This is a genomic window from Aquabacterium sp. (genome assembly GCF_030652515.1).
GTDB lineage: Bacteria > Pseudomonadota > Gammaproteobacteria > Burkholderiales > Burkholderiaceae_C > Aquabacterium.
Genome location: NZ_JAUSAR010000137.1, coordinates 1 through 12,036 on the forward strand (window position 1 = coordinate 1; position 12,036 = coordinate 12,036).

Annotated in this window: 12 protein-coding genes and 1 riboswitch; of the genes, 4 read left to right on the forward strand and 8 right to left on the reverse strand. The window is 61.0% G+C overall.

Features of this window, described 5'->3' with window-relative positions; genetic code table 11:
- The 3 genes from Q7V20_RS15960 to Q7V20_RS15970 all read right to left on the reverse strand — a co-directional run.
- On the reverse strand, positions 1 to 726 hold a 726-nt coding region (locus Q7V20_RS15960; RefSeq protein ID WP_304793254.1), incomplete at its 3' end, for a GGDEF domain-containing protein.
- 107 nt (positions 727 to 833) lie between these two features.
- A complete protein-coding gene (locus Q7V20_RS15965) occupies positions 834 to 2,327 on the reverse strand; it encodes a 2Fe-2S iron-sulfur cluster-binding protein (RefSeq protein ID WP_304793257.1) in 1,494 nt (497 codons plus the stop codon).
- Between the two features lie 75 nt (positions 2,328 to 2,402).
- Positions 2,403 to 3,116, reverse strand: a complete 714-nt coding sequence (locus tag Q7V20_RS15970) for an arylesterase (RefSeq protein WP_304793260.1) — start codon at positions 3,114 to 3,116, stop codon at positions 2,403 to 2,405.
- Between the two features lie 110 nt (positions 3,117 to 3,226).
- Here Q7V20_RS15970 and Q7V20_RS15975 point away from each other — a divergent pair, with 110 nt between their 5' ends.
- The 3 genes from Q7V20_RS15975 (at position 3,227) to Q7V20_RS15985 (ending at position 6,904) form a co-directional block, all read left to right on the forward strand.
- Positions 3,227 to 4,195 (forward strand): calcium/sodium antiporter, encoded by a 969-nt coding sequence (locus Q7V20_RS15975; protein ID WP_304793263.1) that lies wholly within the window; start codon positions 3,227 to 3,229, stop codon positions 4,193 to 4,195.
- Positions 4,196 to 4,289: 94 nt separating this feature from the next.
- A complete protein-coding gene (clpX, locus tag Q7V20_RS15980) occupies positions 4,290 to 5,300 on the forward strand; it encodes an ATP-dependent Clp protease ATP-binding subunit ClpX (protein WP_304793266.1) in 1,011 nt (336 codons plus the stop codon).
- Between the two features lie 23 nt (positions 5,301 to 5,323).
- Positions 5,324 to 6,904 carry a bifunctional aminoglycoside phosphotransferase/ATP-binding protein gene (locus tag Q7V20_RS15985; protein WP_304793269.1) on the forward strand — a complete coding sequence of 527 codons (1,581 nt, stop codon included), beginning with the start codon at positions 5,324 to 5,326 and terminating at the stop codon, positions 6,902 to 6,904.
- Between the two features lie 5 nt (positions 6,905 to 6,909).
- Here Q7V20_RS15985 and Q7V20_RS15990 read toward each other — a convergent pair whose 3' ends face one another.
- The 4 genes from Q7V20_RS15990 to lplT all read right to left on the reverse strand — a co-directional run bounded on the left by Q7V20_RS15990 (position 6,910) and on the right by lplT (position 10,114).
- Entirely contained in the window at positions 6,910 to 7,098 is a 189-nt protein-coding gene (locus Q7V20_RS15990; protein WP_304793272.1) for a hypothetical protein, read from the reverse strand.
- Between the two features lie 122 nt (positions 7,099 to 7,220).
- Positions 7,221 to 7,301: riboswitch (cyclic di-GMP riboswitch) on the reverse strand.
- Between the two features lie 65 nt (positions 7,302 to 7,366).
- Positions 7,367 to 7,555 (reverse strand): hypothetical protein, encoded by a 189-nt coding sequence (locus tag Q7V20_RS15995; RefSeq protein ID WP_304793275.1) that lies wholly within the window; start codon positions 7,553 to 7,555, stop codon positions 7,367 to 7,369.
- A gap of 10 nt (positions 7,556 to 7,565) precedes the next feature.
- A complete protein-coding gene (locus tag Q7V20_RS16000) occupies positions 7,566 to 8,867 on the reverse strand; it encodes a hemolysin family protein (RefSeq protein WP_304793278.1) in 1,302 nt (433 codons plus the stop codon).
- A 20-nt stretch (positions 8,868 to 8,887) separates the two neighbouring features.
- On the reverse strand, positions 8,888 to 10,114 hold the full coding sequence (gene lplT, locus Q7V20_RS16005; RefSeq protein ID WP_304793281.1) for a lysophospholipid transporter LplT: 1,227 nt from the start codon (positions 10,112 to 10,114) through the stop codon (positions 8,888 to 8,890).
- A gap of 96 nt (positions 10,115 to 10,210) precedes the next feature.
- On the opposite strand from lplT, the gene alr reads away from it, so the two are divergent.
- Positions 10,211 to 11,329, forward strand: coding sequence for an alanine racemase (gene alr, locus Q7V20_RS16010; RefSeq protein WP_304793284.1), 1,119 nt, complete (start codon positions 10,211 to 10,213; stop codon positions 11,327 to 11,329).
- Positions 11,330 to 11,383: 54 nt separating this feature from the next.
- Here the strand turns inward: alr and Q7V20_RS16015 are convergent, their stop codons facing one another.
- Positions 11,384 to 11,836, reverse strand: coding sequence for a DUF2846 domain-containing protein (locus tag Q7V20_RS16015; RefSeq protein ID WP_304793286.1), 453 nt, complete (start codon positions 11,834 to 11,836; stop codon positions 11,384 to 11,386).
- Positions 11,837 to 12,036 lie beyond the last annotated feature (200 nt).

The following is a 12,036-nucleotide window of genomic DNA, read 5'->3' on the forward strand; positions in this document are numbered from 1 at the left end:
ACGAATCTCGCTGACGCCGATGCTGATGGTCACTGGCAACTCGCGGCTGTCGTGCATCGCTGCCGTTTCCGCGACCTTGCGGCGCAGACGGTCTGCGAACAGCTCCGCGTCGGCAAGCGCAGCGCCGGGAAGGATGATCGCGAATTCCTCGCCGCCAAGGCGTCCCGCCGTGTCGACGCGGCGCAGTTCCTGACGCATCGTGGCGGAGAGGTGGCGCAGCACCTGGTCGCCGGCGACGTGCCCGCTGCTGTCGTTGACCCGTTTGAAGTGGTCGATGTCGATCATCAGCACGGAAAGCCCGATCGAATATCGCATCGAACGCGCGACCTCATCTTCAAGGCGACGGTCAAGATAGCGGCGGTTGAATACCTTGGTCAGCGGATCGGAGATGTTCTCTGACTCCAGCAGGCTTATGCGCTTCAGATCGGCAGCGGTTTGCAGTGCAAGCGATATCGTCAGCCAGACGAATAGTGCGCCAAACAGGAATATGCCGGGCGTGAAAAGCTCGTTCCACTCCGTCTGTTTGCCCCAAAGTACGATGATGTATCCCAGATAACCGGCGATGAACAGGAGTACCAGTCCGCCCATGGCGAGCCACTTGTTGCGTAGCGTGCCGGCCGGAAGGATAGAGACCAGTCTGCGCAGCGGGTAGAGCGTGGCCACATGGATGATCAGGCCGACCAGAACCAGCAAGGCAGATAGATAGGAGATGAGGGGCGCTTGCATATATCGCGTTCTGGGCTATTCCGGAGTATCGGCGGAATGTACCTGAGACGGATTGATTTGACTACCTGCCTATCGGTTTTGTTTGCAGCCGCTGTCGCGGAGGAAACTCATTTCACGCTCGCCACCGCCACCCGCGTCTTGGGCAAACCCTTGCCGAGGAAGAATCCCTCGGCGACGCTCACCGCCTCTTCCGGTCCGGCGATATAGATGTCGCCCTTGAGCATGTTCTTGTCGGCGGCATGGATGTCGTCAAGCAGTTTGAGCAGCGTCGCTTCGCGATTGCCGCTCACCGTGCGCAGGTCGAAGCCCGCGACATGCTCTTCGTAGTGAAAATCGTCCAGCGCGTCGTCCCAGGCATGGGCGATGTTGGGCAGGTAGATGCTTTGCGGGTTGGAGCCTATCCAGTGCAGGTTGACGGTCTCGATATTGAGCGACAGCGCGTGTTCGATCACGCTCTTGATCGGGGCGAAGCCGGTGTCGAAGGCGAAGAAGTAGAGCGGTCTCGGCGATCTGTCGTGCAGGATGAATTCGCCCAGCGGTCCCTCGACTTCTACCGTGTCATTGTGTTTGAGGTGATCAAAAATGAAGTCGGAGAACAGGTTGCCGTTCTGCCGGTGCACATGGAACAGCAGGTTGCGGTCGTCGCAGGGGCAGCTGGCGATGGGCAGTTCCGCGCTGTAGGACTGGCCGACGCGCAGCGTGACGCTCTGACCCGCGAGGAAGCGCAGGCGCTGGGTGCGCGGGGTCTGCAGGTGCAGCAGGAGCATGTCGTCGTTGATATGCCCGGTGGTTTTGACGTGGGCCTTGATCTGTTGGAAGGGCATGTCGAGCACACTGTTCGCCACGGGAGCTTCGATCACCACATCGCTGACGGCGGTGTTGCTGCACAGCAGGATGTAGCCTTGGCTCTTTTCCACTTCGGAGATGACGAAGTCGTGCAGGCGGGTCTTCCTGACCTTGCCGGAGACGACCTTGGCTTTGCATTTGCCGCAGTTACCGCCGCTGCAGCCGTAGTCGAGCGGGATGCCTGCACGCATGGCGGCTTCGAGCAGGGTGTCGTGGCCTTCGACGAGGAAGTCGTGTTTGCTGGGCAGCACGGTCACCTGGGCGGTCATGACGCTGAGTACGGCGTCCTTGACCGCCAGCGGATTGATGAAGCCGGGTTCAGTCGCCATTTCGACCTCCAGTGTTATCCATTGTCTGAGTTCTTCCACCGTCGCGTGCGCCCCGGCGTCGAGTTTTGCTTCGGTCTCGTTGAGTTTGTCCCACAGCTTGCCCAGCAGAGTGTTGAATCGCTTCAGCTGCGCCTCGCTGTGCGCCAGGGTCTTGCTGAGTTCGATGATGCGCGCGGCGAGGACTTCCGGCTCGGGCAGGGAACGCTCCAGCACACGCTTGCCAAACGCGCGTTCCTTGATCTGGGCGATGCGCCGGGTCTCGGCATCGTCTTCCAGTTGCGCGTCGGGATAGCAGGCCAGCAGATTGCCGACCGTGACAGTCCCGTCGTGCGAGATCATCTCGCCGCGCTGTATCTTCTTTTGCAGTTCGGCGCGCGTCACGCCGATCAACCTTGCGGCGCGCGTCAGGCTCAGCACGTCACTCATCGCATCCTCCAATCGGATCCCATGCCTGTTGCTGCAATGTACCGGAGTCGGGGCGCTTTTTCCATCGGCAGACCGCTAAGGGGCGTAGCCGATGGATGCCAACTCCCCGAATATGGTTTCCGCCAGCAAGGCATGGCCGGCGGCATTGGGGTGGATCTGGTCTGCCTTCAGTTGAGGGTCGGAGAGCACATCGGGGACCGCATCCTCGATCAGCGGCACCTGCTGTGCCGCGGCCAGCTCGCGGTAGAAGCCGGGGGCGGACAGGTTCTGGAACACGGCCCCTGCAAGGCTCGGCTGCGGTATCGACAGCAATACCGGTTTGGCACCCCGGGCCTTTATCAGGACGAGGATCTTTTCCAGATTGGCGATGATCTCCTGCGGCGGGATGCGGCGCAGCATGTCGTTGCCGCCCAGCGCGACCAGCACCAGCACTGGCTCGTGCTGCTCCAGCAGATGCGGCAGCCGCTTCAACGCGGCCTCGCTGGTGTCGCCGCTGACCCCGCCGTTGCTCACATCCCATCCGGTCTTGTCCGCCAGCAAAGCTGGCCACGCTTCCTCGCGCTTCACCCCCAGCCCTTCGGTCAGGCTGTCGCCCAGTGCGAGCACCCGGCTGCCGGGCGGGATGGCAGTCTCTTTGTCTTCCTTGCCGCAGGCGGCGAGCAAGGCGAGGACGGCGCCGAGCAGCAGCGCGGTGAACCGAATGGAGGGGCGGATGTCCATGCAGGGAATGTAGCGCAGTCCATCGGGTTTGACCATCGCTGAACCGGTTTGCAGAAAAATGCCGGGCATGCCGGTCTTGTTCTTTGCTACTGTATTGCCTTGTTCCGCAGCTACACGTATCCACCGTGTCGGGAGGGTGATGCAGGCGGAAGGTTATGTTTTGAATGGGGAGTAGGCGCTTGGTTCTGGCATTTTTCGCGGTTGTCTTTGGTGTGGCGTTGCTGGTCTGGAGTGCGGACCGTTTTGTAGAGGGCGCGGCATCTTCTGCCCGCCATTTCGGCATGTCTCCGTTGCTGATCGGCATGGTGGTCGTGGGTTTTGGTACGTCCGCCCCGGAGATGACGGTCTCGGCACTGGCGGCAGCGCAGGGGAATCCCGGCATCGCGCTCGGTAACGCCTATGGTTCGAACATCGCCAATATTGGTCTCATCCTGGGCATCACCGCGCTGCTCAGCCCCATCGCGGTTCATTCGCGCGTGCTGCGCAAGGAGTTGCCCTTGCTTGTGGCGGTGACCGCAGTGGCTGCCTGGCAGGTTTGGGATGGCGGGATCACCCGTCTCGAAGCCTGGATATCGCTGGCAATCTTTGCCGCGGTGATGGGGTGGAGTATCTGGCAAGGCACGCGAAAAACGGAAGATACGCTCGGGACCGAATTCGAGCAGGAGTTGAGCGACCGCGCCCTGCCGTTGCGGCGCGCGGTGTTCTGGCTGGTTGTCGGTCTGATGTTCCTCATCCTCAGTTCGCGCATTCTGGTCTGGGGCGCGGTGACGATTGCCCAGGGGTTCGGCATCAGTGATCTGGTCATCGGTCTCACCATCGTCGCGGTCGGTACCTCGCTGCCGGAACTCGCCGCATCCATCATCGCCACCCGCAAGGGAGAGCACGACATCGCACTGGGGAACGTGATCGGTTCCAATCTGTTCAACACACTGGCGGTGGTGGGGCTGGCCGGGGTGATCGCACCGATATCGGTCGGGGCGGAGGTGTTCACACGGGATATGCTGGTGATGGCGGTGTTGACCATTTCTTTATTCGTCTTCTGCTCTGGTTTTCGCGGACCGCACCGCATCACCCGCATCGAGGGTGGTATCCTGCTGATGTCCTATGCGGCTTACACCGCGTACTTGATGGCGACGGCGCTCGGCTGAGCCGCATTCGATGCGGGGATGCGGAACACCTTTGCCGCACATGATGCTATCGGGGTAGACTGTGCCTGTGCTTCGTTCACGCAAGGATGATGATATGGAAACACCGAAAGCGCAGGGCGCGAAGCTGACGCCAAGCATGATTCTCAAGTTCCTCGACCAGTACGTGGTGGGGCAGGACGAGGCAAAAAAGGTGCTGTCGGTGGCGGTATATTCGCATTACCGCAAGCTCGGCAAGCGGCGGCCGGATTCGGTGGAGGTCGCCAAGACCAACATCCTGCTGATCGGGCCGACCGGCACCGGCAAGACGCTGATGTGCGAGACGCTGTCGCATTTCCTGAGCGTGCCCTTCGTCACCGCCAACGCCACTTCGCTGGCGCAATCCAAATACGTGAACGAAGAGATCGAGGCCCTGTTGCTGCGCCTGCTGGAGAAGGCGGGCGGCGATATCGACAAGGCACAATGCGGCATCGTGTTCATCGACGAAGTGGACAAGCTGAAGACGGGCACCGAGCAGCAGGGCGTTTCGGGAGAGCGCGTGCAGCATGCCATGCTGAAGATCATGGAAGGCACGTCGGTGCGGGTCGGCGCGCAGACAATCGATACCGCCAACATCCTGTTCATCTGCGCGGGTGCCTTCGTCGGGTTGGAGAGCATCACCGCCAACAGCCAGGCCTACGGTTTCATCGCCACCTCGCAGGACGATAACCAGAAGATCCTCGACCGCCTCAATTCGCGCGTGAAGCCCACCGACCTGTTCAAGTTCGGCCTGATCCCCGAATTCGCCGGGCGCCTGCCCATCATCGCCAACCTGGAAAGTCTGTCCAAGGAGTTTCTGGTGAAGATCATGACCGAGCCGCGCAATTCCATCTACAACCAGTTCCGCGAGATGCTGAAGGACGAGGGTGTGGAACTGGTCATCGAGGAGGCAGCCTTCCGCCAGATCGCCGAGATGGCATTCGAGTACAAGGTCGGCGCACGCAGTGTGCGCGGAATCTTCGAGGAGATGCTGATGCCGGTGATGTACGCCATTCCCGACCGGCCGGAAGTGCGCAAGGTCGTGATCCGGTCGCTGTTTGAAGAAGCGGAGCTGATCGCCGCTTCGTGATCCCCTGACCCGCGGGTTTTGCCATGAGCGCGTCTCTTCAGTACGCAAACCAGCAACGACTCATCGCCGCGCTGCGCTATCCGCGGCGCTATCCGCATGCCGCGCAAAACGTTGAGGTGATCGAGACGCATATCTCCTGGGTGCTGCTGGCCGGGGACTATGCCTACAAGATCAAGAAGGCGCTGAACCTCGGTTTCCTTGATTATTCGACCCTGGCCGCGAGGCACGACTTCTGCGACCAAGAGTTGCACCTCAACCGGCGCACCGCGCCGGACATCTACCTCGACACGGTCGCCATCGGCGGCTGTGCGGATGCGCCGGTGTTCGGCGCTCAGCCGGCCATCGAATATGCGGTGAGGATGCGCCGCTTCGATCCAGCAGCCACGATGGATCACCTCCTGCTGCAAGGCAAGATAGAGGCGCGGCATATCGACAGGCTGGCAGTCGTGATCGCCAACTTCCATTCCGGTTTGACGGTGGCGGCGGCCGATTCCGCGTTCGGCACGCCCGCCGCGATCCATGCCGCGGCGATGCAGAACTACGAGCAGTTGTGCGCATTGCTGCCGGGCAAGGCGGACAGGGCTGACATCGAAGAACTGGAAGCCGCCACCGAAGCGGGTTTCGCTGAGGGCAAAGAGATGTTCGCGCGGCGCCGCGCACAGGGTTTCGTGCGCGAGTGTCACGGCGACCTGCATCTGGGCAACATCGTGCTGCCGGGCGACGAGCCCGTTCCATTCGACTGCATCGAATTCAATCCATCCCTGCGCTGGATCGATGTGATGGACGAGGTTGCCTTCGCGGTGATGGACTTGCTGCATCGCAACCATGCAGACTTCGCCTGGCGTCTGCTGAACGCGTATCTGGAGGCGAGCGGCGATTACGGCGGATTATCGGTATTGCGTTTCTATCTTGCCTATCGCGCCGCGGTGCGCGCCAAGGTCTGCGCCATTCGCGCCGGTCAGGCGGATATCTCCAAACCGGTGAGACAACAGGAGTTGCTTGCATGCCGCAGCTATCTGGCGCTGGCGCGGCGCTGTCTGGTGCAATACGCGCCGGCCCTGATCATCACCCACGGTCTGCCCGGTTCGGGCAAGACCACGTTCTCCCAGCTCGCTTTGCAGCAACTGGGTGCGCTCCGCATCCGCTCCGATGTCGAGCGCAAACGTCTTTTCGGATTGGGTATGCTGGAGAATAGCCGGGACAGGGGCGGCGACATCTACAGCCGCGAAGCGACCCTGGCAACTTATGCGCGTCTGCGCGAACTGGCGCGCGAGTCGCTGGCGGCGGGCTACACCGTGATCGTGGATGCCGCCTTCCTCAAGCGCGGGGAAAGGGAGTCGTTCCACCGACTGGCGCGGGATATGTCTGTGCCTTTCGCCATCGCTTCGCTGTACGCAAAGGATGAGGCGTTACGCGAGCGTATCCGGCAGCGTTGCAACGATGCCTCGGAGGCCGATGTGGCGGTGCTGGAAAAATTGAGTGCGGTACAGGAAAGGCTGACGCCGGAGGAGAGCAAGTTGGCAGCCAGTTTCACTACCGCAGAAGCGCCCAATAGCGCGGCAAATACACGGGCCTGGAAAAAACTTTCCGATTTGCTGGCTTGAGCCGCTTATGCGCGCGGGCTCTTGAATGCGTGCAGATCGCACACCTGCGAATAGCTGGCGGGCATGGTCTTCAGATGCGGGACGCACACGACCGTGTCCTCGTTGCTGTTGTGCTTGAATGTGTGGACGCAATTGTCGCAGGTCGGGTGCTTTGTCTTACCGTCACGCTGATGAGACTTCTGTTTCTTGTTCATGCCACTCCTGCAGGTTCAAAACGGGTCGCCATGCTATTCATCCGCATACGGGCGGACGCACGTTGACATACAGATTCGATGGCGCAAGGGGGTAGAAGAACGGGCATGGGGAAGAGCCTCCATGTCGCAGTCCCGCTGCCGTAGTTTCCCTTAGGCCGGAGACTTTGCGTCGATACTTTTCAGTATGTTTGCCAAGTGGTGCGTACAGTACAGCCTGCGCAGCAGAGGGTCAATCGCAAAAGCTAAAGTGTTTGTTTTTGCTTGGACATCACTGCGTCTGCTTTTCCAGCTCTTTACGCTGTTTTTCCGCTTCTTCCTGCTGCATGGTGTTCACATCCTTGGCTTTGTCGAGCGCGTTGCGCTGGTCCTCGAACAGTTTCGGCGGCGGGGTGTCTTCTTTCTGGCCGCAGGCGTTGAGCAGGAAGATGAAAAGGATGGAGGATATGCGGTAGCTCATATCGCGTTCCTCAATCGTTTGGGATGGCGGTGCCGATGGGGCGGGCGAACACTTCGTCGACGCGGTTCTTGTCCATGTCGACCACCTCGAAGCGCCAGCCGTGCCAGTCAAAGGTCTCAGCCTTCTTCGGGATGCGGCCGACGGCGGTGATGACGAAGCCGCCGACGGTGTGATAGTTGCCGAGGTCTTCTTCCGGCAGCGAGGTGATGCCGAGTTTGTCCTTCATCTCGTCCAGCGGCAGCAGGCCGTCGAGTAGCCAGGAGCCGTCCTCGCGCTGCACGGCGAGCGGCAGTTCGTCGACCGAGCTGGGCACATCGCCGACGACGGAGGAGAGCAGATCGCTCAGCGTGACCAGGCCTTCGGTCTGGCCGAACTCGTTGACGACGATGGCGAGGTGGGTCTTCTGCTTGCGGAAGAATTCGAGCACGCCGATGAGCGACTGGGTGTTGGGGATGAACTGGATGGCATGGGTGGGTAGTTTGCCGAGGTCGAGCTGGTTGCCCGCCAGCAGGTGTTGCAGCAGTTCGCGGCTCTCGATGTAACCCATCACCTGACTCAGTCCGCCCTTGCAGACGAGGAAGCGCGAGACGCTCTGTGTCTTGATCTTTTCCAGGTTGATCTCGCTGGGGGCCTGCAGGTCGAGGAAGATGATGCCGTTGGCCGGCGTCATCACGCTCGCCACCTTGCGGTCGTCGAGACGGAACACGTTGCCGAGCAGTTCCCCAGAAGTGCCGTCCAGGCCGCCGTCGCGGCGCCCGGCGGTGATCATGGCGCGTATCTCGTCCGAGGCGACATGCGCGGCGCTCTCCTTGAACGGGAACAGCGCAAGCAGTCTCTCGCTGGCGACCGACAGCGCCCAGATGAAGGGGCGGTTGAGCTTGGCGAACATCGCCATGGCGGGGGCGAGCAGGGCGGCGATGGCTTCCGGTCTGGCCAGCGCGATGCGCTTGGGGATGATCTCGCCGATGACGATGGTGGCGAAGGTGATGCTGCCGACCACCAGCAACAAAGCCAGCGGATATTTGGCGAAGGCGAGCCAGGCGATCTCGGTTTCGATGAAGGTCTCGATGCGCGGCACCCACATGGCTTCGCCGAACACGCCGAGCAGGGTGGCGAGGGCGGTGAGCCCCGTCTGGGTAGCGGCAAGCAGGCGCGAGGGCTGGCTGCGCAGTGCGGCGGCGATGCGCGCACCTTCGTTGCCGGCTTCGGCCATCTGCGTGAGGATGGCGATGCGGCTGGCGCCTATGCTCATCTCGGACATGGCGAAAAAGCCGCTGAGCAGGATCAGCAGCAAGAGTATCCAGAATTCCATGTTGTTCTCCTAAAGGGGAGCTAGATCTTGCCCGTATCTTGGTCGTGGCCGTGCTTCTTGTAAAGCACCGCCATCAGTCCCGCCATCAGCAGACCGAAGAAAAGGATGATGAGGTTGAGCGAGAGCTCGAGTTTCTCCATCAGGGCGTACAGCCCCAGCATAAGGAAGATGCTGATGTTCTCGTTGAAGTTCTGCACGGCGATGGAACGTCCCGAACCGATCAGCAAGTGGCCGCGATGTTGCAGCAGCGCGTTCATCGGCACCACGAAGAAGCCGGCCATCACGCCGATGCAGATGAGCAGCAGGATGGCGAGCAGCGGATGGGTGATGGGGATCATCACCAGCACCATCAGGCCCATGCCGATACCGACCGGCAGCACTTTCACCGCATGCTCCAGTTTGATGAAACGTGCGGCGAGGACGGAACCGATGGCGATGCCCACGGCGAACCAGGCGATGAGCTTGGCCGCCTCGCCGATGCTGTAGTGCAGGGCGACGCCCGCCCAGGCTAGCACCAGCAGGCGCAAGGTCGCACCCGCGCCCCAGAACAGCGTGGTGACGGCGAGCGAAACCTGGCCCAGGGGATCTTTCCACAGCAGGATGAAGCAGTGCCAGAAATCCTTGAGCAGGAACAGCGGGCTGGGGCTGAGCGGTTTGTGCTCGATGGGGACGAGCGGGATGTAAAGATTGATCAGCGCCGCCAGCATGTAGACGAAGAGGATGACGAAGATAGCCATCTCGGCCGGTGTGATGCTGGCGGGCAGATTCAGCATGCGCTCGATGGAGGATGAAATGCTGGGCGTGACCAGCATGCCGCCGACCACCGCGCCCAGGATGATGGCTGCGACTGTCAGGCCTTCCATCCAGCTATTTGCCCACACCAGCCGCTCCGGCGGCAGGTATTCGGTGAGGATGCCGTACTTGGCGGGAGAGTAGGAGGCTGCGCCGAAGCCGACCATGCCGTAGGCCAGCAGCGGGTTCACGCCGACCAGCATGGCGAGGCAGCCGATCATCTTGATCGCGTTGCTGAGGAACATCACGCGGCCTTTCGGCAGCGAGTCGGCGAAAGCGCCGACGAAGGGCGCGAGCAGGATGAACGACAGGATGAACGCCTGTTGCAGAACGGGTGTTTGCCAACTGGGTGCATGCACCTGCTTGAGCAGCGCGATGGCAGCGAACAATAACGCGTTGTCTGCGAGCGCGGAAAAGAACTGCGCCGCCAGGATGGTGTAGAAGCCGCGATTCACTATGGGTTGGTCATTTGAGAGACGGTGTTTTATAACACGAAAATATGAGGCCTGCTATCATTCGCGGCACTTAAACCGTGCTTTCCCGATTTATCCATGTCCCGTCCGATACAAGCCCGCATCGACCTTTCGGCTTTGAAGAGCAACCTGCGCGTGGTGCGCCGTCTTGCGACGAGTCGCATCATGGCGGTGATCAAAGCGAACGCCTACGGGCACGGCCTGCTGCGCGCCGCCGAGGCGCTGGACGAGGCGGAGGGCTTTGCGCTGCTCGATGTGCGCGATGCCATCGCCCTGCGCGAGGCGGGTTTCCGCCAGACCATCCTGCTGCTGGAAGGGTTCTTCACGGCGGACGAACTCCCGCTGCTGGCCGAGTACGAGCTCAGCACCGTCATCCACAGCACGCAACAACTCGCCATGCTCGATGCCTATCCGCGTCGCGGCAGTCTGTCGGTGTGGCTCAAGATCAACACGGGCATGAACCGCCTGGGTTTTGCGCCGGAGCAGCTTCCAGCCGTGATGGAAAAGCTCAAGTCGCATCCGGCGATAGGCGAGGTCACCCTGATGACCCATTTCGCGCATGCGGACGAGGCGGAAGGCGTCGCCGAGCAACTCGAACGTTTCAAGGGGCTGACCGCCGCCTATCGTGCGCCGCGTTCGCTGGCCAACTCCGCCGCGGTGCTACGTTATCCCGCCACCCATGCCGAATGGGTGCGTCCCGGCATCATGCTCTACGGTGCCTCGCCGTTCGCCGATACCAGCGCACAACAACTCGGTCTGCAGCCGGTGATGACATTGAGCAGCGAGATCATCTCGGTGCGCGAACTGAAGGCGGGTGACCGCGTCGGTTATGCCGGGCTGTTCCGCGCCGACAAGTGCATGCGCATCGGCACCGTCGCCTGCGGCTATGCCGACGGTTATCCAAGACAGAGCGGAAGGGTGGAGCCGGAGGCTCCGGGTACCCACCGGCCTACCCCTGGCGGGTACGCACCGACCGGCACGCCGGTACTGGTGAACGGCCAGCGCACAAGCACGCTGGGGCGCGTATCGATGGACATGCTGAGTGTGGATCTGAGCGAAGTATCGGGTGCGGAAGTCGGCAGTCCGGTCACCCTATGGGGCAACGGTATGCCGGTGGAAGAAGTCGCCGCCGCCGCCGGGACGATCAGTTATGAACTGATGTGCGCCTTGACTGCGCGCGTACCGGTCGAATATTGACGCAAATAAAAACGGGCGGCGCGATCGCGCCGCCCGTTGTCTGAAGTCAGAACATCACTTCGCTTCGTTACACTGCAGTACGTTCTGTTTTCCGACTTCTTCGGTGACCGCCTGGATGCCGGAACCGCCTACAAAGACGCCCATCTTGATGTACTGCTGGAAGTAATAGTTCTTCCCGCCTTCGGCAGTGAATTTAAGGGTGTTGTCCCCGAATTCGGACTCGGTAGACAAAGTGTGCTCGCCCGGGGTGACTGTTTTGTGGAAGTAAACGCCATTGGCAGTTTCGCCGATGCCGACGTTGTCGATCATGAGTCTCTTCTTCAGCGCTTTTCCGACAAAGTTATTGCGATAGATATAGACGCCGGCCTGATCGGCGGCGGGAGCTGCGAAGGTCTTGCTTGCCGCATCCTGCTCTTTGGGAGCCATCGGGACTGTCGATGCGCAGCCGGTCAGGACGGCAAGTGTTGCAACAACTACCAGGGTTTTCAAGGAGGTACTGATTTTCATGGTGCGCCTTTCACAGTAATTGGACGAGCGATTGTTTGACAATCGCGCGATAGCCTAGCATAGCCATGATAAAAATGTGGGATTGGATATTGCTATGCGTTGCCGGGAGGCCATCGATCGGATCGCGAGCAATTTGATGCATAAAATTGGCAATTGCGCGCGTTCCCGTCACTGCTGGCAGTGACGGGAACGCACTTTAG